At 64.0% G+C, this 21,976-nt stretch carries 26 protein-coding genes; 1 reads left to right on the top strand and 25 read right to left on the bottom strand.

The features are described from left to right. Positions 1 to 253: 253 nt before the first annotated feature. The 14 genes from N8J89_RS08110 to N8J89_RS08050 form a co-directional block, all read right to left on the bottom strand. Positions 254 to 562 (bottom strand): HK97 gp10 family phage protein, encoded by a 309-nt coding sequence (locus N8J89_RS08110; RefSeq protein WP_283663729.1) that lies wholly within the window; start codon positions 560 to 562, stop codon positions 254 to 256. Between the two features lie 475 nt (positions 563 to 1,037). After that, positions 1,038 to 1,397, bottom strand: a complete 360-nt coding sequence (locus N8J89_RS08105) for a hypothetical protein (RefSeq protein ID WP_283663728.1) — start codon at positions 1,395 to 1,397, stop codon at positions 1,038 to 1,040. 330 nt (positions 1,398 to 1,727) lie between these two features. Then, positions 1,728 to 2,750, bottom strand: a complete 1,023-nt coding sequence (locus N8J89_RS08100; protein ID WP_283663727.1) for a major capsid protein — start codon at positions 2,748 to 2,750, stop codon at positions 1,728 to 1,730. Positions 2,751 to 2,763: 13 nt separating this feature from the next. Beyond that, positions 2,764 to 3,483 carry a hypothetical protein gene (locus N8J89_RS08095; protein ID WP_283663726.1) on the bottom strand — a complete coding sequence of 240 codons (720 nt, stop codon included), beginning with the start codon at positions 3,481 to 3,483 and terminating at the stop codon, positions 2,764 to 2,766. A gap of 19 nt (positions 3,484 to 3,502) precedes the next feature. After that, entirely contained in the window at positions 3,503 to 4,120 is a 618-nt protein-coding gene (locus N8J89_RS08090) for a DUF4355 domain-containing protein (protein WP_283663725.1), read from the bottom strand. A gap of 39 nt (positions 4,121 to 4,159) precedes the next feature. Beyond that, positions 4,160 to 5,110 (bottom strand): VG15 protein, encoded by a 951-nt coding sequence (locus tag N8J89_RS08085; protein ID WP_283663724.1) that lies wholly within the window; start codon positions 5,108 to 5,110, stop codon positions 4,160 to 4,162. A gap of 28 nt (positions 5,111 to 5,138) precedes the next feature. Next, positions 5,139 to 6,542: a phage portal protein gene (locus tag N8J89_RS08080; RefSeq protein WP_283663723.1), complete on the bottom strand. Its 1,404-nt coding sequence runs from the start codon at positions 6,540 to 6,542 to the stop codon at positions 5,139 to 5,141. Between the two features lie 10 nt (positions 6,543 to 6,552). Beyond that, on the bottom strand, positions 6,553 to 7,884 hold the full coding sequence (locus N8J89_RS08075; protein WP_283663722.1) for a terminase large subunit domain-containing protein: 1,332 nt from the start codon (positions 7,882 to 7,884) through the stop codon (positions 6,553 to 6,555). Positions 7,885 to 8,083: 199 nt separating this feature from the next. Then, entirely contained in the window at positions 8,084 to 8,680 is a 597-nt protein-coding gene (locus N8J89_RS08070) for a hypothetical protein (protein ID WP_283663721.1), read from the bottom strand. A gap of 568 nt (positions 8,681 to 9,248) precedes the next feature. Beyond that, a complete protein-coding gene (locus tag N8J89_RS08065) occupies positions 9,249 to 9,719 on the bottom strand; it encodes a hypothetical protein (protein WP_283663720.1) in 471 nt (156 codons plus the stop codon). Between the two features lie 1,997 nt (positions 9,720 to 11,716). Further along, positions 11,717 to 12,058, bottom strand: coding sequence for a phage tail fiber protein (locus N8J89_RS08060; RefSeq protein WP_283663719.1), 342 nt, complete (start codon positions 12,056 to 12,058; stop codon positions 11,717 to 11,719). Positions 12,059 to 12,066: 8 nt separating this feature from the next. Continuing rightward, positions 12,067 to 12,429 carry a hypothetical protein gene (locus N8J89_RS08055; RefSeq protein WP_283663718.1) on the bottom strand — a complete coding sequence of 121 codons (363 nt, stop codon included), beginning with the start codon at positions 12,427 to 12,429 and terminating at the stop codon, positions 12,067 to 12,069. Beyond that, complete coding sequence (locus tag N8J89_RS41875; protein WP_502868479.1) at positions 12,387 to 12,608, bottom strand: HNH endonuclease; 222 nt, start codon at positions 12,606 to 12,608, stop codon at positions 12,387 to 12,389. Before N8J89_RS41875 ends, N8J89_RS08055 begins: the two co-directional genes overlap by 43 nt. A gap of 113 nt (positions 12,609 to 12,721) precedes the next feature. After that, positions 12,722 to 13,066 (bottom strand): hypothetical protein, encoded by a 345-nt coding sequence (locus N8J89_RS08050; protein WP_283663717.1) that lies wholly within the window; start codon positions 13,064 to 13,066, stop codon positions 12,722 to 12,724. Between the two features lie 67 nt (positions 13,067 to 13,133). Between N8J89_RS08050 and N8J89_RS08045 the strand changes: the two genes are divergently transcribed. After that, positions 13,134 to 13,487, top strand: coding sequence for a hypothetical protein (locus N8J89_RS08045; protein WP_283663716.1), 354 nt, complete (start codon positions 13,134 to 13,136; stop codon positions 13,485 to 13,487). Here N8J89_RS08045 and N8J89_RS08040 read toward each other — a convergent pair. The 11 genes from N8J89_RS08040 to N8J89_RS07990 form a co-directional block, all read right to left on the bottom strand. Continuing rightward, positions 13,437 to 14,321 carry a glycoside hydrolase family 6 protein gene (locus N8J89_RS08040; RefSeq protein ID WP_283663715.1) on the bottom strand — a complete coding sequence of 295 codons (885 nt, stop codon included), beginning with the start codon at positions 14,319 to 14,321 and terminating at the stop codon, positions 13,437 to 13,439. The genes N8J89_RS08045 and N8J89_RS08040 overlap by 51 nt on opposite strands. Then, positions 14,318 to 14,482 (bottom strand): hypothetical protein, encoded by a 165-nt coding sequence (locus N8J89_RS08035; RefSeq protein ID WP_283663714.1) that lies wholly within the window; start codon positions 14,480 to 14,482, stop codon positions 14,318 to 14,320. Before N8J89_RS08035 ends, N8J89_RS08040 begins: the two co-directional genes overlap by 4 nt. Positions 14,483 to 14,983: 501 nt before the next feature. Beyond that, positions 14,984 to 16,099: a hypothetical protein gene (locus N8J89_RS08030; RefSeq protein ID WP_283663713.1), complete on the bottom strand. Its 1,116-nt coding sequence runs from the start codon at positions 16,097 to 16,099 to the stop codon at positions 14,984 to 14,986. Positions 16,100 to 17,076: 977 nt separating this feature from the next. Beyond that, positions 17,077 to 17,859, bottom strand: a complete 783-nt coding sequence (locus tag N8J89_RS08025; RefSeq protein WP_283663712.1) for a hypothetical protein — start codon at positions 17,857 to 17,859, stop codon at positions 17,077 to 17,079. A 655-nt stretch (positions 17,860 to 18,514) separates the two neighbouring features. Next, on the bottom strand, positions 18,515 to 18,868 hold the full coding sequence (locus N8J89_RS08020; protein WP_283663711.1) for a hypothetical protein: 354 nt from the start codon (positions 18,866 to 18,868) through the stop codon (positions 18,515 to 18,517). After that, a complete protein-coding gene (locus tag N8J89_RS08015) occupies positions 18,865 to 19,269 on the bottom strand; it encodes a DUF6221 family protein (protein WP_283663710.1) in 405 nt (134 codons plus the stop codon). Before N8J89_RS08015 ends, N8J89_RS08020 begins: the two co-directional genes overlap by 4 nt. A gap of 241 nt (positions 19,270 to 19,510) precedes the next feature. Continuing rightward, complete coding sequence (gene thyX, locus N8J89_RS08010) at positions 19,511 to 20,191, bottom strand: FAD-dependent thymidylate synthase (RefSeq protein WP_502868478.1); 681 nt, start codon at positions 20,189 to 20,191, stop codon at positions 19,511 to 19,513. A gap of 53 nt (positions 20,192 to 20,244) precedes the next feature. Further along, positions 20,245 to 20,619: a Cof-type HAD-IIB family hydrolase gene (locus tag N8J89_RS08005; protein WP_283663708.1), complete on the bottom strand. Its 375-nt coding sequence runs from the start codon at positions 20,617 to 20,619 to the stop codon at positions 20,245 to 20,247. After that, positions 20,609 to 21,169, bottom strand: a complete 561-nt coding sequence (locus N8J89_RS08000; protein ID WP_283663707.1) for a deoxynucleotide monophosphate kinase family protein — start codon at positions 21,167 to 21,169, stop codon at positions 20,609 to 20,611. Before N8J89_RS08000 ends, N8J89_RS08005 begins: the two co-directional genes overlap by 11 nt. Beyond that, positions 21,166 to 21,465, bottom strand: coding sequence for a hypothetical protein (locus N8J89_RS07995; protein ID WP_283663706.1), 300 nt, complete (start codon positions 21,463 to 21,465; stop codon positions 21,166 to 21,168). The genes N8J89_RS08000 and N8J89_RS07995 overlap by 4 nt, the downstream gene beginning before the upstream one ends. After that, entirely contained in the window at positions 21,462 to 21,674 is a 213-nt protein-coding gene (locus N8J89_RS07990; protein ID WP_283663705.1) for a hypothetical protein, read from the bottom strand. Before N8J89_RS07990 ends, N8J89_RS07995 begins: the two co-directional genes overlap by 4 nt. Positions 21,675 to 21,976: the final 302 nt, after the last annotated feature.

Raw genomic sequence — 21,976 nt, 5'->3', positions numbered from 1 at the left:
AGCATGGCCATGCGCCACGTCACCGTCTCTGGATCCTCCGCGCCTGGCGCGCACCAGGACTCGATGTGCAACAGCGGCGACAACGTCCACCCTCGATCATCAAGAGCGATGCCTCCCGCACCACGCACCCTGTAGCAGGGTTGGGTCATGTCTGCAGGTAGCCGAGTGGAGATCCGGCCCCCGCAGGCAGCAGTGACGTCCGGGTCAGCCAGCAGAAGCGCGCGGACCGCCGCAGTCGGTAGAGGGGTGGTCATCACCGTCTCCCCGGCTGGATACCGCTGTATCGGCCGCGGCGACGAGCAGCGTCGGTGAGCACGGCATGCGCTGGCGTGTCGCTGGTCCCGTACTCCTTGAAGCCGGAAGTGGGGTCATTGTCGACGACTTGCACCGTAGTACCGGACACCTCTACCCCGATACCGTTGCGATACTCGCCAGTCAGCACAGGGGCGGCAGCTCTGGCTTCTGCGGCGATCTCGTTCGCGACCTGGGTACGTTCGTCCACAGTGGCCTGCACTGCTTCACGGATAGCCTGAGCGTTGAAGATGGTGATCCTGGCGGCCATGTCACACCCCCAGATCCGACACGAACCTCAAGGCAGCTGCACGGAACTTCGGCGCATGCGCTGGCCGGTCGGCAGGATCCCCGACCACCCGAAGCACACGCCCCGACTCGTCCGTGACAGTCGAGTCACGCGTCAGGACTGTTCCCCGAGGAACCAGCATCGTCCACAGGACGACCGCGGTTCGTTGATCCGCGTTCAGTTCGAACTGAGACCCCAATTCGGCCGGTGGCCGCTGCGCCAGATACGCCCGAACCTGCTTCTCTACCAGCGCCCCCGGCACCTCGTTCCCCGTCTTGGGGTCCACCGTCGAGAGACTCGGAGTCGTGATCGTTACGAGTTGAGTCATCCTTGTGGGGCGCATCAGTCACCTCCACAAGCGAACCGTTCTTCAGACCGTCCACAACGAACCGGGACGTGCGGGACGTGTAGTGCACCGCGCCGTCCTGGTCACGGACCTTCACCACGATGTTCATGCTCACCTCGGGACAATCGAGAAGGCTCGGCCGCTCTGCGGAGGCCGCAACAGGGCTTCCTCGTCGTCGGTGAGAGCCAAGCCGTTAGCTGCTTCAGGGGACAGCGTGTACGAGTACTCGGGGTGCTGCTCGGACAACAGTCCGATGCCGGACATGCGGCGCATCACAACCTGAGTGATCACCATGACGACGGTGTCCCGATCAAGGGACCCGTCCGCGAGGTTGGCGTCCACAGTGGGCACTCGGCGACGGACCACCGCGGAGGCGTCCCGCAGAAACGCGTTCACCTGAGCGGTTAGCTTGTCGTCGAACTCTTCGCCAAGTCGAATCTGGACTTCGGAGAAGTCAGCTAGAGGAGTCACGGTCACTCCTCGATGACGCCGACCGCGACACAGGCCGCGATGATGTCGTCTCGGGTAGCCTGCTTCGGAACCGTCACCTGGTGGTAAGCGGCGAAGTTCCGCCACGCGTCTTTGGACGCACCCGGTCCACCCCTCGGCGGTTCCGCAACCGCCTCTCGGCTGTCGACTTCAACCGCTGGGGTTGGAGCCTCTGCCCACACGTCAGGGTTGGTGATCTTGGCTACTGCCCACGAGGGGACATCCGAGGCAGGGCCAAACACGAGGGTTTGGCCCTGCTCGTCTGCGAGGTGGACGTAGGTTCTCAACTGAGGCACTGCGCCACCTCCACGATCACGCGACGTCAGCGACGAACGACAGGTTCGGGTCAGCCAGCAGCGGAATGCCGATCGCCGAGCCCATGGTGTAGACCCTGATGGGGGTCTGCTTCTGCTTGAACGCAGCCACCACGACACCCGGGTGCTCGCCATCTGCGATGCCGTACTCCGGTTCCTGGGACTCGAGCGTGGTGCCCCACAGGGTCGCGCCGAGTTCCACGCCGTTCGGCGGGAGGAACAGCAGCTTGTCGTCGTCGATGATTCGACGGGACGCGCCGTTGACGTCGATCGCTCGGACGTCGTACTTCTCCACCTGCGGCAGGTCGAAGTCAATCAACAGCGCGTTCAGGTCGGCGAGCTTGACCTGGGACACGGTGCTACCCACCGGGAGCAGGTGTGACCGAATCTCTGCGTTACGCAGCATCAGGCTCACCACTCGTGTGGAGGTCTGCAGCACTCCGGGAGTCTGGCCGTTGGTGTCGACGTAGGTGTCACGCCAGGACTGCAGGTCCGACAGCGGCTTCGCGTTGGTGAGGTCGGTCCACAGCGTGGCGGGGGCCACCGAGTGGGCCGCCGTGCGTCCGAAGTCCACCTCGGCCATAACGCCGTCTTCAGCGAGAGTGACCTTGCCTTCCACGAGGGCCTGGCCGCGGGCGAACTCGAAGCGCGTGTCGATCGCTCGAGCGATCCGGGCTGCATCCCGAAGAAGCAGATTCCGGATCTCCTCGCCAGCGCTTCGCAGCCGCAGCGAGTCGTACTCGCCGAGGATGTACTGCTGAGCGATCGCCGGCAGCTCGCCAGTCTTGCGAGCGATGCCCTCACGCTTGCCGAACTTCGGCTCAGCGTCGTAGGCGCGGAACGAAGCAGCAGCCGCAAGGCCGCCGTTGTTGACGGTCCAGCGGTACACCAGGTCGTCGACCTGGCGGTGCGGGAGGCGGTCCACAAGCCGGAACTGGTTCTCCGGACGATCCGCCAGCGCGGCACGCGCATACCCGGTCAGTTCCGCCGGGGTGATGTACTCGGAGTAGATGTCAGCCATTGGTACACCCCCCTCAGTAGAAGATGATCCGGCCAGCCACGTCAGCGCGGCCAGCAGCGTCAACAGGAACAGGAAGCTTGGCGTTGACCACCTTGCAGTGGTCGAACATGGCTCCAACAACATCCACCGAAGTGGACGACGGGGCACCGACCGAGAACGCGAGGAACCCCGCGAGGCTTTCGGTGCCGTCATTGGCCGCGGGGTTCGCGCCGCCGGCAGTGGTGGTGCCGATGGTCACCCCAGGGGTGGTGCCGCCAGTCAGGCCAGCGCCAGAGGCGGTCATCGCAGCCACGTCAGTGCCGCCGAGGACGCCCTTGAAGGTCACCGCGAACGCGCTGCCGGGGCCGGGGCCACCGGTCACCGTGACGTCGTTGTCGCCCACGTTCGACAGGGCCTGCAGGGCGGACTGGACCTGTGCAGCAGTCGCGTTGTACGGAATCGCCGCGGTGGTCTGGCCACTCCAGGTCAGGGTGAACGTGCCGCCAGTCGGGGAGCCGGTGATAGTCACCGACTGAACCTCGTTGGTCTGGCCAGCGTAGGGCCCGTACTTGCCGGTCGCAGTGATGCGGCCGAGAGCAATGCCGGACTTGAAGAAGCCGTCCGGGTAGTGAACCGACGGGGTGAACGCGGAGGTGTCGAGCGTGACGCTCACGGCCTCCCCGGTCCCGTGGCGCGAGGCAAGCCAGGACGGGTCGTCCACGTTGAATGCCTCGGTCCTCTGGGTGAGGTCCATGGGTTGTCCCTTTCAGGGCTTAGGTTTTCTTGGGGTTGCGCTCTTGATAGAGACGCCGTCCCGCCTCGACATCCGGCTTGGAGGTTGTCGCGGGCGGAGTTCCCTGCCCGGGGTTCGCGGCGAACGCGGGAAGCTTCTGCGCTTCCGTGTTCGCCTTCACAAGCGTGGCGATCTTGGCGGCCTGGGACTCGAGCGTGTCCACATCGGAACCAGTCAGAAGGTCCATGTAGTCGGCTGGGATGGAGTGCTTCGCAGCGATCTCGTAGCGCCGAAGCTTGGCCTCGGCGCTGCTGCTTGCCTGCTCCAACTCGGCGAGACGGCTCTGCGCCTTCTCCAGCTCCGACTTGTCCTTGTCCTCGATCTCCTTCAGCCGGTCCTCGAGTTCCTTGGCTCGCTTCTCGGCTTCCTTGGCTCGCTTGCGTTCCGCGTCCAGCGCGGCCTTACCAGCGTCGCCAAGAGGCTCGTTGGCAGGCGGTGCGGGATCGGCTGGCGGAGTCGGCTGCGGGTCGCCCGCGCCATTGCCGCCAAGAACCGGCCACCAGATCTTTCCGTCCTTGCCAACGCCGATGGCCTGAAGAGGCTTGCCGGTGACGGGGTCATGGAGAGTCGGGTGGGTGGGCAGGATGGTGTTCCGCATCGCGCGGTCCTCCATGAGTCAGCTGTGGCACATCGCGTGTCACAGCACGTACGCGTAGCGCCGGAGCCGTCGCAGCACCTCGGCGCGGTCCCAACCCTCTTGTTCAGCGAGTTGGAAGATTTGGTCCGGCATCAGCCGGAGAGTGTTGCGTTCCAAGGGATTCGTTCGGTCTCGCCGTCGCAGCGAGCCGTCCTCCTGGACGATGTAGCGGCCGAACAGGCCGCGTTGCGTGACACCCTCAAGGGTGATGCTCAGTTCACGTCCCCAAGACGTAACCGTCTGCATTCCCTTGCTGGCGTTCACGATTTGGTTCATCGACGAGTCCTTCACCCCGCCAAGCCGGATCGCTTCCGCCCCTGACTTGGTGAAGATCCGATCCTGTTCCTCACGGGACAGCGACTTGAAGTAGCGAGAAGGACGCGTTGTCCAGTCCCCGGTGTCCTCGGTCTGTGGAATGTGGCGGCAGTCGCATCGCTTGTGGCGCTTGAACGCCACCGACGCCCTGTACTCACGTCCGGCCAAGATGGCGCACCTAGCGCACGACGGCGGCCGTAGCATCCGCACATACCGTGTAACCGAAGGTCGGGCGAACATCGCACTGTGGACGGCAGACCGCCCAGTGTCCTGCATGCCGCCCATCAAGATCGCCGTCGTCACATGCTCGACACGCTGACGAGTCGATGCTGCTGACAGACGCTCCTGTGTGGCCTCTCGGTACACGGAGTTTCCCGCGAACACTAAGAACGACAACAGCGAACCGCCACCATCAGTGAAATCTGCGAACCCCTCCGGGTTGACCTCAGTCTCCCCAGAAGGATCCGCTCCCTGCGCCTCAAGGACATCGGTGACATAGTCATCGGCAAGAGCAGCCGCAGCCACCTGCAGCACAAGAAGGCGTTCAGCAACCGCCGCGACCGAGTCCCGCCACGTTGCCGGATCCGAGACGCCACGCCGCAGGGCTTCTGAGAGGAGCCCCAGGGCGGAGTTCAACAGATCGGCTTGGTTCCGGACGTGAGCGTCAGCTACCCGCGCTACCGCCGCCGGCAGAGGCATCGCTGCCTCCCGTCACATCCAGGTTGCGGATCGCGTCAGCAGCGGCCCGGACAGCTCCGCCAGCAGCAGTACGGCCCGCCATACGCCTTCGCTGTGCCTGGCTGTAGCCGGAGTCTTCCTGGGCCTGCTCGGCGTCGATGTAGCCCGCCTGGAAGGCCTTCACCGCAGCATCAGTCATCGCTGCACGAGTGGGCGTAGAAGCATCACGCCACACGGTCTCCAACCGGTTCGCCTCAGCCGGGTCACGGCCCACCACCGCGAGCGCCAGGCGCATGACCTTCTCCCACGAACCCCCGAAGGCGCGCTGACGGCGTTCTGCCCTCTTCACCAGACGCGCCTCAGATGAGCGGATCGCATCAGCGGAAGCCGGGTTGTCGCTCGCATAGCCCATGTAGTGCGGAGGCAGACCGTAGAGCGACGCTGCCAAGGAAGCGAGCTGCTTGATGGACTCGTGGAAGTTTCTGAGGTCCGAAGCGGCGAACTGGCCAAGCTTCACTTCATGGCCGTCCGTAGGGTCTTCCGGTCCAGGTACGGCCCAAACAGGGCCTGTCGCGATCTCCCAAGGGGAAAGCTGCTTCCCGTCCTTGTCGACGAAATCGGACTTCGACACCCCCACGGCCCAGCGTCGACCGACTGAATGGTGCTCGATCCCCGCCATCATGTTCGTTGCTGTCTGATTCACCGCATCTGCCAACGGGATGATCGAGTCCAGCTCTGATCGACCAACCCCGCGGATTGGGCGGTTGGTCAACTTCACCGCAGGAACCAACGGGCTCGTCTGATGACGCTCAAGAGCCTTCGCCCAAGTCTGCCCCTTGGAGCTAACGGGCTTCCCGTTCTCGAACTCGATCACACGGCCAGGAACAAGGAGGACAGCACGGTTCTCGCTCTTTGCCTCCTGGTCCTCCTTGTAGACCTTCAGCAGAGCGATGATCTTCCGGGTCCGCGGATCAATCTCAACCGCGACCTCCTCCGGGTACTCCACCGTAATCAACGGCGAGCCGCCCTCGCCAGGACCGACCATCACGTACGACTCGCTAGTCACCAGCGACGTAATGTGCCCCTGCGTGGACTCCTCATCAAGATCGTTGTCCTGCCAGAACGCAGTCAGCTCGTCGTCGATGTCGTCACCAAGGCGGAAGCCTTCAACATCAAGACGTTCCTCAAGGCTGTCCACCACCAGCGCCGGCCAGTTCACCCGGCACGCGGGGAACCGATCCTCCTGCTCAGCAAGGATCTTCGCGACATAGGTCAACGGCTGCTCGCCGTTGTAGTACTGCCACTTCAGCTTGAGGTCGTCCAACTTGCCCCGGCGACGCGCGTTCAGGCGAGCGAACCACTGCTCGTCGGAGAGATCCGACAGCTTCACGCCCCACCTCCTAACGCATCACAACGACCTGTCGACGGGACGTGTTGTTCGTAGCCCCGCCAGCGACCGCATCGCATCGGGCTTCATGGGCGAGGACAGTGCACATCCCCAGGTCAATCTTCTGGTTCGGGCTCGGCTTGCCGAGGATGTAGCGCTCCGCAGGCCGGGCAACACGGCGCGCATTGTTGATATGCAACGCAGTCACCGGGCACCCGTCATGCGTGATCAAGCTGGACAGGTCGATCACGAACCGCTGCAACGCGGCGTGCATCTGCGTAATGCGGTTCGTTTCCCACACCACAACGCGCTTCTCGCCATACTGCAGCTGCCAAGCCTCAATCTCTGACTGCCACTCCCGTGGGTCACAGTAGGCGCGCACGACCCTGTACCGGCGCTGGATCTCGTCCATCGCCGCGTGGACCTCGCCGCGGGGAATCTTGTGTCCGTACTGCGCCGGATCCCAGATGGTCGGCTGACCGCCATTGAACGCCGGAGTGAAGCTGTACCCATCCAGAGTCTCCGCCCGGAACCCCGTCCAGTCCTCCGAGTCGCTACCGTCGAACCCTAGACAGATCTTCGTTCCGTCTGGAACGTCGCGAGGCGACATCTTCAGCGCCCACTTGCCGTCGTCGAGCCACGTCGAGATACCCGAAGCGATCTTGTTCCCAAAAAACCGCTCCGCCTGAGCAACCTCGCCCTTCTCCAGCAGTTCCAGGATCTCAGCCTCAATGCGGTCCCGATCGATCCACCAAGAGTCGCCGTAGGCTTTCCTCAGCCACCGCCGGCGCTCAACCTTGTTCTTCATCGACAACCCCGGCGGAGCCGGAGTGTGGTCCTTGTAGATGTCCGGCAGCCGGGACTCGCCGGTCTGCTGCGCAACGCTGTCCTCAGTCGGATCCCACGCGTTCGTAGTCTCGATCGTCCGGCCGCCCATACCCGACGCGCCGCGACGCTGCGCATCCGCGAGTTGATGCCCCCGGTTCGACTTGACCCACAGCTGCGTCTCGTCCTGCAGCACAAAAGTGACGGGCTGGCCCAGACGGGACCTCGCGTTACTGGACACCGGCTCGATCTGACCGCCACCCGGAAGGTTGATCCGAGTCTCACCAGTGTCCGGGATCAGATCAGCCAGCGGGCCAAGCTCGATCATCGGCACCAGGTGCCGGTACACGTTCGCTGTCTGGTCGTCTGCGGTCGCGGTAATCTGGATCAGCGGCGTCGACCATGGCCGGCCGACAGGTTCCCCCGTGGCATCCCAGCCCGCGAAGAGAACCGGGCCCGCAGCCTCAGCGCAGATGATCGCCGCCGAGAACGGGCCCTTCCCCCACTTCTGCGGGCGCACCAACTGACTTCTGCGGTACATCCAGGCCATCGCGCGTCGGCCGGGGTCAGCGTCTACTCTAAGGCGATAGTGGAAGACCAGGAACCGCCACATCTCGTCAGTCAGCTTGTACGGCTCGCCACGGTGGTCACCATCTGCAACTACGCAGTGCTCTTCGATCCACTCGCCGACAGCCCACCCAAGCGACGGGAAATCCCCGTTATGCTCCGGTCCCCTCCACGGCATCGTCCGCCACCACCTTCAGGCGAGAACGAGCCTTACTCGAGGACTGCGAACGAACCTCCTGGCGCTTCTCGGCGACCTCGTCAGAGACGATGTCCCACTGCAACCGCAGCAACGACATCGGAGTCAGGCCAAGCCGGTCCGAGAGTTGACGAGCTTCCTTGGCGGCATCGATGTCGCCCCACTCGGCGAGCACCTTCCACCTCACGTACTGGGCAACCTCGCGGGTCCACCGAAGCCGCTCCCAAGCAACCGCCTGCGGAGTACGCCACAACTCGAGCCACAGCGTCAGCTCAGCCTGCTCAACGGTCTGGGCCTTCGTGTCCAAGAAGACCAACTGCTCGAGAGCCTTGTTCAGCTTCCGTCGATCCGCCGCTTCAAGGGGCTCCTGCTCCTTCAAGTCGTCCACAGTCGACTGGGCGATCTGGAGCTGAGTCATCAGGGTCAGGTTCTTCGGAAGAGGCCAGTCCGGCGCGGGACCCTTACGGCCTTCGGCGGGCAAGCGTTCCCGCGCTGTTCGAGCATTGCGCCGGCGCGCGTTGGGGTTTGGTGGAGGACCCGAGTTGATCGGCATGGCACTTCACCACCAACCAAAGATCAAGTTTGTGAACTAGGAACTCCAGAACCCGTACGCAGCTGCAGCGCCTTTGCCCGCGGCGGGGAACGTGATCCGGGGGGAGGGGTACCCCCCTGGGTGGATCTTGTAAAGAGTTGATCAAGTCTGATGTTGATCAAGCGGGTTGGCGACTGAATCATCCAGTCACTTGATCAGCTACACCTACGAGGTGAAGACCCGCCAGTGTGAGCCGAGGCCAGCCTTAGTGCAGGTGGGGCATATGCCTCGCCCGTCCTTGAGGACACAAGGCTGACCGTCGTATGTACGCCACTGATGACCGCCGTAGGCAACACCGCACAGGTGGCACGGCAGCCAGAAGTATCCGAACAGGAAGGCGTACGCTCGGTGAAACCACCTCATGCCTGCGTCTCCTTCTGTTCCCTGCCGTCCAGACTGTGGTGCACAGTCACCCAGACAGTGCTGCCGTCATCACCTACCACGCTCTGGTCACGTGGCCCGCACACACACTCACCAACCTCAGTGACCGTGTGCTCCACTAGATCCCCTCGGGGTACCACGTGGTAGGTCATCCCTGGCCTGCCTTGCCCTTAACCTTCTTCGGGTAGGTCATACCTTCTGCGATGACGTAGGACATACGGTCAACCCACCGCTCAGTGCCCATGTCGAGAATCCCGCGAACCGCCTGACGCAGGTCGCTGGACACCGAGGGAGAAAACTCCAGTGGGAGCATCGCATCCTGGACTAGGTCGGCGTGGGTGAGGTGCAGCATCTCGTGCACCAGAGTGTTGACCTTCTCTGATTTCGGCAGACTGTCCCACCTTTTGCACACGCGCAACGTTGCGGCATATCGGCCCGGGACGGAGGCAATCGACGCGTCGGTGCCCTCATCGCTAGGTTCGTCACTCAACACCAACTCGTAGGACGGCATCCCCAAACGCTGCAGCACCTCGACACAGAACGCCAAGATCCTGTCCTGCTCTTTGCTGCTGATGTGCCCCATGCTCACCTCACGGATCTTCGACAGGGACACCGGCACGTGCGGTGCCTTCAACAGCGGGGACGCCTGCTTCAACGACTGAAGCGGTTGGGTGGCCGGGCGTTGCGATCAGCAAGGCAACAGGGGTACCCGCGCTCACCCCGGCCACCAGGGTTGTTTCACCCGTGTTCGGAGGCCATGTGACGAACCGGAGCCCAGTGCCGGCGGCGCTGAGCAACAAGATCCCGGGGCGGGAACTGCTGCGGGCTGGTTGACCAACCGAGTAGGCAGCCAACCCCAACGACGCCACCGTGGTCTGTGCTCTCCACCCTGAACCCGCAAGAGGAGCAGTGATCCCCCCCGCTGCTACCGCAGAACCCGCGACATGGCGAACCCCGGTCGCAGAGGCTCCCAGTGTCAGCATGGCTACAGCGTCGCCACCCACCACAGCGCCAGACTCCGCGAGAGCCGACAGGGACACCACGGCCGGGACAGAACCCGCTGACGTCTTGACCCCGGTCGCACCGGCAGCCACGAACAGCGGGGCTAACGTCAGACCCGCAGTGTGTCGGACACCAATCGCGGATGCCCCGAGGCTCAGCAGTGCCGATGCAGCGCCTTGGGCAGCACCCTCAGCGTGAGCCAATCCAGCCACCACTAAAGCTGCTGTAGCCGCGGCAGAGACATGCCGAAGACCGGTGCGGCTCGCAGCCACGTTGACCACTGCTGCCGCGTCACTGGCAGCTGAGTGGACACCAGTCCGGTTTGTAGTGAGTTCTAGTGCTGCCAGCACAGGCCCGGTGGCGCTCTTCTCCGTCACCTCGTCGGCAAGCAGCACAAGCGCAGCGGTCCGCGCGCTGGTAGTTGCCCTGACTCCCAAGCGCGCCGCCAAGAGACCAAGCACGGCGAGAGCCGCGGCCGCGGAAGCGCGAGCTGAGTCTTCCTCGGTGGTCAGGCTCAGGTTTCCGACTGCTCCACCTGTGGAGCTACGGGCAACCGTGCGGGCTGTTCCCAGCGTAACGGGAGCAATGCTGCCCCCGCTCGTAGCTTTAGCGGCTGCCTCGTTGCTGTCCAGGCCGAGGTCGGCAGTGACCGCAGCCGCCGTGGATCGTGAGGAAGACCTCGCAGTATCCAAGGACACGGCCGCAGTCCGCGCCACCGCCACAGCTTTGACCGTTGACCGTGACACAGAGAGGCTGACCGGCGCACTCACGTTGACCATGGTTGTCCTGGTGCCCACAGCGGAAGCTGTGACCGTCAAGCCAGCAGTGCGGGTGACCGTCGTTGCCCGGGTCGTGGTGCGTGAAGCACCCAGGGTCGCAGCCGCAGTTCGGGTTCCGTTGACACGTTTCGTGCCTGCCCGAGTCGCGACCAGGGTTGTGGTCCCGGTAGCCGACCCAGTCGGGGACGCTGCAGGTGCGATCGCGAGCGAGACGGCTTGCCAGCCGTTCCCGCCTGAGGTGGCCGTGGCCGTTCGGGTCCCGGTCGCTCCCGAGGCAGCCAAATCCTGAGCCGCAACGGAAGCGAACTGCCAGCCCGACCAGGCATCGCGCAGCTCGGTCATCCCGGCCGGTGGGGTATAGCTCGCAGTGGCCCCAGCGCCGCATGACCAACCGCACAGCAGCAGAGTATTGGCAACCGTGGGACTGATCGAGGCGGCGACCTGTGCCGTTTGGCCTGCGGTGGTTGAGCTAGCCCACGTGGGAGTGACGTTGATCGGGGTCGAGGTAGCCTGCCCGGTGACGCACACCAGGATGACGACCGCTGAGGTGTTGGTTCCAGCGCCGAACGTGTAGCTCGAGCCTTCTGAACCACCAGCGGTCTTGGTGAAGACCTTGGCGCGGCCGACGTTGGTGACTGAACTGGTAGTGCCTGACTGGGTCCATCCCGCGGGGGCGGTCAGGTTAGATGCGGTGGCGTCACCGTCACAGAACACCATAGCCACCAAGAGATCACCGGACGCTGTGCCGGTAGGTTTGGTGGCGGAGACTGAGGTGACTGCGTCCCCGGTGACGACCGTGTGGGATCGGACTGTGACTGCCACCGAGAACCTCCGATCAGGAGGCGGTCAGCGTGGGCGTGAGACCGTAGGTGCCGGCGGAACCGAACGTCTCAGAGGCAGGCAGCGTGCCGCTGTAGTAGAACGTGCCGGACGTGGATGCCGACCAGATGCCCCAGTGAGTGATGGTGGTTCCGGCGGGAACGTTGATGACTGCCTGCGAACCCACCCGTGAGCCGGATGCGGCTGCCCCCCACGTGGTCTGCACTCTTGCGTAGGAACCGCCCGTGACCTCAGCGGTGCCCGTGGTGCCAGGGTCTGCGGTGTGCAGCGAAATCCAGGTCGCGCCGCCAGCGACCCCGTTGACCGCGGCGTTTTTCGCGGTATCAGTGAAGGGCATGACGACTCCTAGCGTGTGACTTCAGGTGTGACGGTGACGTGGCCCTCGACGAGGCGGATCACCTTGGAATCAGGTGAAGTGAGTTCAACGTCGTAGACACCGTTACGCCACGCCCACGCCGATGATGTGGTGGGGAGGACGGTGAGAACGACGTTGGATCCCTCAAGATTGATGCTGATGTTGTGCAGCACCTCGGGGGACTCGTGGAAAGCCCTGACTTGGCCAGCTGCGTTCCACCCCGTGAGGTTCTGCGGTGTGCCGTTCGGGGCCAGGACAGGGATCGACACTGTCCACGTTGTGCCCTGGGGGATGGTGATGTCGTAGCGCATCAGCACCCCCTCGCCGCTTTCCTCGAGTTGCAGGACCGGCACAGAACTTGGAGTGGCCCTGCGGGGTGACCTCCGAGGGCCACGGGGATGATGTGGTCCGCGGTCAGGTCTGCTGCTGCATGTGGCTCGACCTCGTAGCCGGGACACCAATCGCCATGTCGGCGTCGATGTTCCGCGACGACAGCCGCGCGACGTTTCCTCTCCGCGTGGGTACGAGACATTTTCGTCGGCACGGTGCGGTGCTGTTGTCGGCTGCGGGCCCGTTCATGGGCGAGGCAGCGCCCGTTTCGGACCGTCCACTCCGGACAGCCCGGTTCGGCGCACACGCCGGCCATCAGGATGGCATGGAGTAGGCAGCTAGCTTCACGGTCGAGGCGGACGCGGTGACGATCGTGTTCTGCCCGTAGATAGCGGGCGGGCCCAGGACGATCACGTGGACCTTGTTGGCGGGGATGGTGTGGGTCACCGGGGTAACCGTCTGCTGGTCCACGTTCCTCTCGACCGCTACAGATACCGTGGCCGACGTGCCAGCGGTGTTCTGGGCGATGATGAACGTGCGCCCGCCGTTGGCCACAGAGTTGCCGTTGGTGTTGTCAGCAGCGACACCGGTGTCAGCAGCAGTGACGTTCAGGCCGGTCTTGTGACCGAGGTTGGTGACTGGAAGGGCAGTAGCGGGCATGACACGCTCCGTATGTAACGCTGCCTTGATCAGGCGCGATGATTGAGGGAAGAGCCTAGGAGGCACCATGTACCGAGCACTGGTTGGCGGCGGCCTGGCCCTGTTAGTTCTGGGGCTGTTCCTCGGGATCATGCTGCCCGAGTCGATCCCCGGCAGCGGAACTGCGATCCCGTGTGGCACTCCGTGGAACCCGAGCTACGCCGCGGCGGACGACGAAGCTATCGTCGACCGCCTGACCAACGGGGTACAGGGCGCAAGCGACTATCGGGCCGAGTGCCGGGATGCGTTTGGTTCGCGCAGTTCCGTCGCAATCATGATCACGATTCTGGGTGGCATCGGCTTGGCTGCTGCCGCGGTAGTCCGTCACCAGTCAGCGGCCGGCGATCAGTCGAAGAGCGAGATCGGGAACGAACTGCCCTGATTGGGTACCGACGCCGACACCACAGTTCCCGTCGGACTCCCCGGGGTGTTTGATCCACAGGTGTGCGTCCGCGCCTGAACCTGGTCGGATCAGCGGTGTCTGGCCGAGTTTCCGCCTGGGCGGGTTGCACCACGTTCCCGCCGCATCCGGGCCGTTGCCGTTGCGGCTCGTGTCGATCACGTAGCCGACATCGTCAAGACCGAAGCGCTTCAGTTCGGCCTTGATGCCCTCTGCATGCCGGACGCAGGTGTCGGTGGTGTTGAAGTTGGACACGTTGACCGCGACCCCGCGGGCACCTGCCACACCGGAACGCGCCAGCCATGGAGCTAGCACGACAGGCGAAGTCCAACCCCCATCCCCGCCGTCCAGGTAGACGTAGGTGTTCGGTGCGTGCCGGGTGAGCGTGTGTACCGCATGGGAGAGCATCGCGCACCGGTCCGCCCGCCGCGCCTCCGTTAACGCGGGCATGTGGATCAGCGTGTCCGGCTCTAGAATCACCACGCAGGGTTTCGGGCCGATGACCTTGGCGAGCTTGGTAGCCCACTGCATGTACGCCTCAACACTGCCCAACCCCCCGGCGGAGTGCTGGCCAACGTCCCGGAACGGAATCGCATAGGCCACCAGGACCGGTAGGAGTTGCTGTCTGGCTGCGTCGCTGAGGTACCCGCCGACCCAACTGGGGTCACCGGGGCCGATCCACTTCGCCATCGGCTTCATGGCGATCTGGGACTTGATCAGCCACCGGTCCGGTGTGACAGGTTGAGAGTTCACCCACCGCCACGCCCGAGAGTCTGGGTCCACGTACAGGCCGGGGGCCATGTCGTAGGGGTTCACACCGCCTCCAGGCTCGCCAGTTCGCGGGCGTCCAGCTCCTCGACGCACATGCGGTGGATGACGCGGGCGGCGTATGCCGAGGGGAAGTCGCCGCGGTCCAGGGCGACGTTCATCGCCCGCTCCTGGAAGGAGCGGTAGTTGACCAGCTCGACGTTTGTCATGCGCAGTAGCTGTGGATCCTCTACTTCGGATCGTAGTCGGCCTACGAACCTCATCGCAGCCTCCCAAGGTCAGAAGAGGATGTGCGTGAGGAACCATGCCCAGAATCCGGCGAACGCGGCCGAGAGGGCGAGTCGGCGTGCTGTGCGGGGTTCGATGCCCAGCCAGCGGCGTAGTGCAGCCGAGAGGGTCGCACCCTGCGTGCCCCGTTTGCGGGCCCGTAGTGCAGCAACCTCAAGCCCCAAGAATGACGTGACCGCGGACACGATCCATACACGCCATAGGCGATCCCACATGGCGACTCCTCAGCGGAAGCCCCGACACCAGAACATCAAGTAGTGCAGCGGGCACTGAACCCGCCTAGTCGTGCCAGACGCACACGTAGCCGTCGCTGGGATCGCAGTCGCACCGCCGAGGTGGTTCCTCGAACACCGCTACCAGGCCGGGGTTGGTAGCCCGATCTCGCGCGTCGTACCGCCACTGCTCAGCCACGGCGTCGCCTCCTAGAGCAACCTCAGGTTGTCCCAGCCGTTCGCGTCCACCGTGAACACCATCAACGCCGGGTCTGAGTCCGCCCCGTACTTCAGGCGGTACCAGTCCGATCCGTTGTCGAGAGTGGGTGCCTGGATGAACCACTTCGCCCGGCCGGTGTGCGCCGAGCGACCTGACGGCTGAACACGCACCGAGTGGAAATGGCCGGTTAGCAAGATGTCTGCGTCCGCGGCGGGCTGACCGCCGTGGACCTGCTGTGCCCACCAGTTCGGGATCTGCTCCGGCCGACCCACCTGATGCCCATGTGTCACAGCGAGGATCGTGCCGTTCACATCGAGCGCGACCGTCTCTTCCCACACGTCCGGAACGACGAACTGCACATGCCCGAACGCGTCGGGGTTTAACGCGAACGCGTCCGACACTGCAACGAGGGTTTCGATGCCGTAGTCGTCGCCAGGTCGACCGAGCTGGTCCTTGCCTTTGCGCCACCGGCCGTGGTTGGACGGCACACCGACGCAAGTCACCTGCGCGTGGGACCGGGCGAGACGCATCGCCGCTTCGGTGAACATGCGGCGCGCAAGGCGCAGCTGCTCCGGGAACGACAGGTCGTTGGTGAACGCCTGCGAAGGGACGTTCTCGAACGACTCGACACAGTCGCCCACGTCCACTAGGTACGCCGAGTCACAGCAGGTTTCCTTCGCGTAGCCGTCGAGTGCATCCAGTTTGGACAACACCCGGTTAACTAGGTCTTCACTGTCCCCGCGGGAACCGGCCTTCCCGAACTGTAGGTCGGCCCACGCCACAATCAGCGCCCTGCCGGTACCTGCTGCCTTCGGAGCTGCCTTGCGACGAACTGCCTTCACAGCCTTCACGAGATCCTCGACGTCCAGCCTCTCGGCTGAGGTATCGCGGTCGGTGATGGTGAAGCGGCAGTAGATGTACGGGGTCTGTGGGTCTCCCCAGTAGCGGGTGTCCTTGAGTTCAACCTGGCGGTGCTCAGGGATGGTGAACCCGGTGACTCGCTGGATCTCTGCGCGCCACGCCTTCTCGTCGTCCGACATCTCACCTGGGTTGAACTGAACGATGGCTTCAGCGATCTGGCCATCATCCAGCCTGGCCCCGGGCATCCAGCCCTTCGGGTGTTGCACCCTCGGTCGGCGAGCGTCGGGCTGCTGCGGCTGACTCAGCCGATCAGCGAGAGACACAACAACACCTGGAGGTGCGGTGCCGGATGATGGCTGTGTCCGAAATTTTGTAGCCCTCGGAGGTCAGCGACTCCGCGATGAAGCCCGCGGTGTATGAGCGATCGGCCAGGGCAGCCCGGACCGCAGCAGCGTCAGCATCAGCCAGGTCGTCCAGGATGGACTCGACCACGCACCTGTCCTTGCCGCGCACTCTCGGGTTAGCAAGTCGGTCAGCGAGAGACATAACGCCTCCTCTTGGTATGGCCGACGCGGTTTGAACGCGCTCCACCCAGCCAGAGAACTGGGGTGCTCCCTTACACCACGGCCATCGAGACCTGGCCGTCACGTACCGACGGTCAGGCAAAAGACCACCAGTCCCGGAGGACGGTGGGGAACAAGCTTTGGCAGCCCGATCGGTGTCCGCGTGACACCGTGCACCATGGTGCTTGAGCCACGTGAAGCGCACGTGGAACGCATCCACGCTCGGGCCAAGACGTGGATTGGCTGTTCCGTGTACCCGCGTGTTCCGCACTGCGCGGAACACTGGCGGAACACCACTGAGATCACGCGTTACCGGTCAGCAGTGGCCACTGACTGGGCGCACCCGGCGATGAGCCGGAAGATAAATCCGCCGCCACCCCAAGGGTTCAGGTCCACAAGGGGTCGCGACGGGTGCACGGTATTCCTTGCCCCATGCAGGCTGGTACCAGCAAAGCTGGCCCGCGTGCGTTGGCCCGTCTCGAACTTGGCCGGGTGCCTTGCCTCAAGGGTTGAGGAGCCACACCGCAACGCCCCCTTGAAAGGGGTCAGCCACGCTAGGCGTGGGATTTGCTGTGAACCACAGCGAAGGCTGAGGACTGCGTATTGAACCTCAACCATACTCAACATTACGTCGCCACCCTGCTCTGTGCAAGTCGGCTCTACGCCGCCTCGACACGCAGCACCGCATCCATCACATCCCCAACCCGATACAGGCGCTGACGCCTCGGATTCTGCCCCGTAGCGGCGATCTCCCCCCGCTTGCCCATGTCCTGGATGTCCTTCTCCGACACGGGCACACCCAGCCGAGACAGCAACGCAGACGCCTGCGGAGCGGTACACACCTGACTGTCCACCTGAGACAGAAGCCAACGCCGGCGTCCATCTACATCCCACTCCGAGGCGCAGGTGCGGCAGTAGACGGTGCTGTCCTTGCGGCGGGCGTACAGCTCCTCCGTGCAGAGGACTTCATTGATGCGGCTCCCACAGCGGCCGAGGTAGGCCCGAGTGTCTTCGGGGATGTCGACCATGCGCTGTACGCGTCCATGCAGGTCGCGGATCTCGCTGTGCATGGCGTCGGCGTCATCGAGTTGGGCGAGCAAGCTGGGGAACCGGGAGAGCCACTGGGCGGCTTCGATGTGGTTAGTGCCGTCGAAGCGAAGGTGCTGGTTGGCTCGGATGAAGTCCTTCGCCCATGCAGTGATGGTGTCTCGGGCTTCCCACGCGAGGTCACTGGCGGCGTTGTTGAACACCAGGGGCGTCTCGGTGCTCTTGCCCGCGCCGACACTCACCGGGGCTACAGCGTCCTGGCGGGTGATGGTGTCCTCCAGGTCCGCCAGGAGCCCCGGCATCGGGGTCCCTGTGGCGTCCTCGGGGCCAACCGCGAGGTCGCGGAGGCAGCGGCACAACTCGCCTGTGCACATGGCGCACAGGCGGAGATCCATGGGGGCACTGCACACCATACACTCGCTCACGCCGTACTCCAGCTAGTGACTACATCGACGACAAGCCCGCGGTCATCTTTCTGCGGAGCTGGTGATCCATTGGTGAATGCCCACCTGACGGCCAAACCCCAGGTCTCACACGAGTACCAGCTGATCTCGTTAGGACGACGGCTAGCCCACACTCCTTCATGCTTCGTGACCCGGCCTCGGATCCAGATCTCTGGTCTAGTCATGCCGCCTCGTCTCGGGTAGGGGTAGCAGCCCGGCGCAACGGCATCGACACCGTTCCCCGGTACGCCCAAGTCGGCAAAGTAGGTACCGGGATGGTTCGCTCAGGCTGGACAGCGCCCGGCACACGGAGCCAGTTGGGGTGATCCTCTGGGGCCAGGACCCGACTGTCCGATCCAGCGATCTTCTCGGCCTTGTGGATCGCGTACCTCATGTACCAGGCATGCTGGCATGAGTCGCTACAGAAGTAGCGGGACACGGAAGTGCCGATCGGCTTGGCGCACTGTCCGCAGAAGCCGTCTGGGGGTGGGTGGTCCATGCCGACTCGCCTTCGAAACGCCGACGGGACAAGAGGAGGAGGGACACCTCCAGTTTAGACGAAGTCCATCGTGGACTCATCCCGAAGAGTGCGGACAAAACTGGTCGCTCATGCTCCATGCCCGTGGGCAAGCTCGCGGGCGCGACGCATGTCGTCTTCAGTCACCGGGGAATCCACACCAATCGCCTTGTGGATCCGCTGGTACCACCCGTTCAGCAGCACACTCGCAGGGATCTCGTCCCAGGGAGTCGGCCCTACGAGCCTGGTGATTCCCATGATGCGCCTGACGATGTCTTCACACTGGATGGACCACTCGCCGTTGGTCGCCGAGTGCCGGGCATAACTCAGATCATGCCAAGACAGTGCAAGTAGATGCCTCAGCGCCTGAACTGGGTCGTTGCCCGGCCAGTCTTCGAGATCACCAGCTAATGCGTCGATACTTTGAAGAACTTCCTCGCTCATGTCGACCACTCCTGTCGGAAGTCGGGGTGATCAGACCAGCATGAGGCGAGCAGTCGCAGCGTCGCTGTCTGAGTCGGCGCGAGCCCAACCCAGAAGTCGTCAGTTGGGTCGCATGATGCATTCCAAGTAGCTACGACAGCATCAACGATGCGCCGCTTGGCCGCGACTTCGCGGAGCGCCCGGGCAGGGTCGTGGCGGGCGATGTGATCCATCTGGGATGGCCAGGAATGGCCACACACCGGGATACCGTCATCCCGCAGAACACCGATACGGTTCGTCTCACCAGCATGCCAGGTTGCGCCACGCCAAGGTTCTGCCCAGCTCGCCCCTGAAGCATCAGTCGCGATCTGCTCGTCTTCGTCGAGGCGGACACGCACGAACGCCACCAGATCACTCGCCATCGTCCACCTCCTGCACAGAGTTGATCAGATCAAATGGGTACGGCTGGGATGTATCAACAGCCACCCCTCCCAGGCTGGACATCGGACACCACCTCGTCGATACGGTTGATCAGGTCCAGGAAATACGGCTGACTCGTATCCGGAGACGACTGGTCAGGCGAAGAAGTTGCCGGTTCCACAACGACGACATCGAGACCCATCAGGAAGCGAAGGACCTCTTCCCGTGTAGCCAAGTCCGGTCTCACGCTGCCTCCTTAGTGCCGTATGGCATGTCCGGGATGTCCTGGACCGAGGCGGGTGCGATCTCCCGCAAGTGCCGCAGGATCTCCCCAGCCAGAGCACGGATCTCCGCATCCGCGGCCACATGCCACCGCTTCCGCAGCACATCCCGCCACGCCCGCAAGTTCCCCGTCACCACCAGCTTGGTCTCAGTGGCGTTCGGCAGGACCGAGCGAGCAGCCTCACGAGCCTGCTTCCGCGGAAGCCCCTGCCCAACAAGCACATCGACGATGGCCTGATACGCGATCTGGGCAGTACGGGTCGCCTGACTGAACGACTTCTCCGCCTCCCAAGCCATCCCGTGCGCCACAGCAGGCGGCATCACGAAGTCAGCTTCAGACTCGTCCACGTACCGCTGCGACAGCTGAGAGAACGACAAATGCCGGTGCCGCACCAGCTCATGCGACAGCGACCGAGACACGCTCTCGATGTAGAAGGTGACTGATGCGTGCTCAAGAACCGACTCGTGGCCCTGGCGGAGGATGTTCGCCAGATAGCCCACATTGGATGCAGTCTCCGGGCGGGGCCGGTTGAACGACTGGTAGCAAGCGCGGCCCGCGAACTCCGACAGCGTGTCCGGATCGGTCGGGTAGTCGAGGTGATCGATATACCCGTCCTCGTGGAGCACTTCCCGCGCAGGCATGATCGTGTGCAGCGGGTACGGCTTCGTCTTCGTGTACGCCAGAACCTGAACGATCACGCTGCTTCTCCGATCTCGTCGGTGACCTCAGGCAGCCAGCTCGCTGCCTCCGCGTGCCTTCCTCGATCGTCCACGTACAAAGCGGCGAGGATCTTCCCGGGCTGGATCTTGTGCCACGGGATGTCGTGGTGGTTCAGCCACGCTTCGATGGGTTCGTAGTCGGTCCACGGCCGCGCTGTGTGGATCACGACCTTGTAGCCGTGAGCGACCGCCTCGCGGAGCTTCGCGACGTTCCGGACGATAGGTGCACCGATCGCCGAAGTCGGGTTAGCCGGCGTCCACAGGGGCTCCGCGAGTGTGCCGTCCAAGTCGATCGCCAGCCACAGCAGGTTAGAGCGCGGGGGGACGGTGAAGCCGTCGTCAAGCTGCATGGCGTACCTCGCCGATCACATCGAGTAGACGCGACCGGTACAAGCCCAAGTCGCCGTCGTTGAGCACGTGTGCGTCGAACACCGCCCCATCCAGGCCGGTCTCCGACACGTGGGCATTCGCTGGCCCAACCCCCGGACGGTGAACGCGGATGACCCGCCCGCCCCTAGCTTTGATCGCATCAAACTCGTTGATGAACCGCACATCCGTGACGATCACGTTGTCCGCTTCGCTGGCCTTGTCGAGTGCCGCGTTCACCCACACATCCGGGTGGATGTACTCACGGGCCGCGACACCTAGCCGTTGCAGGAACTCACGAACCTCCGGGTAGCGGGTCTTCGCCTCATCCCACCCGCAGCCACCCACCACACCAGCCAACCTGAACTGGAATGGATCGCGGCCCGTACGCCCGTACATCAGCCACGGGTTGCACTCGAACGCAACTGACTTCAAGGCGTCCGCGAACGCAACCCTGCGCCAACCGTACGGGGCGAGCACCACCGCGGCAGTGTCCTTACCGGACTGAGCATAGCCAGAGATACCGACAATCACGGGGTCACCTCGTCACCGGTACCACGCCAGCTGCCCAGAGTTTCTACCCCGACACCCGTGAGGTGCATGGGTTGACCCGAATAGACGCTAGGACCTGTTGGTTGCCCATCGGCGATCAATCGACTCGCGAAGAGATCGGCGACGCACCGAGCCTCCGCTGCGGTTAGCTTCTGACGCTCGCCCCACCAGTACTCGAACGGGCGTGCGGTATCCCAGGTACGAAAGCGCCATACCTGGCCATCCTTGATGGCGCAGAGCATCCGGTGTCGAAGATCTGTCCGGCTGAGACTGGTCATGCTGCGCTCCTCGCGCCGGGTGCGCCCCGCTCCGGAGGAGACGTACGCACAATCATCAGATACAGGGTCGCGCCGTCCTTGCAGTCGACCCGAACCCCGCGGCGGGAACTCTCACCCGACCCCACAAACTGGCGCACCTCGCCGATCCGCTCATCCCCACTCGCGATGAGGAGCTGCATCAGCCACGGCTCGAACTCGTCGATCGTCACGCCGCGTCCCTCACGGCCTCGTTCAACAGCCCCAGCATGTCTAGCAGCAGACGGCAATCCGCCGCATCCCGAGCAGCACCAGCCACCGCCAGACGAGCCCGAGACTCCATCCCCGGAGTCACCGGAGGCATCGACCGCCATCGCGTCTCGGCCTCACCAGCCAGATGCTTCCCGATCGACCGGTTCGTTGTGCTCACCGAGACCTCCTCTCGTCCCGCTCACGAACGAATGGGTTCATCGTCATCGTGATCTCGTTGTCATCCCACGAGTACTCGTTCATGTCGCCGTCGACCGTGTAGTGC

This window comes from Crossiella sp. CA-258035, from assembly GCF_030064675.1.
Lineage (GTDB): Bacteria > Actinomycetota > Actinomycetes > Mycobacteriales > Pseudonocardiaceae > Crossiella.
Note: the sequence above shows the minus strand (reverse complement) of the source record. Positions and strands in the feature narration are given on the sequence as shown.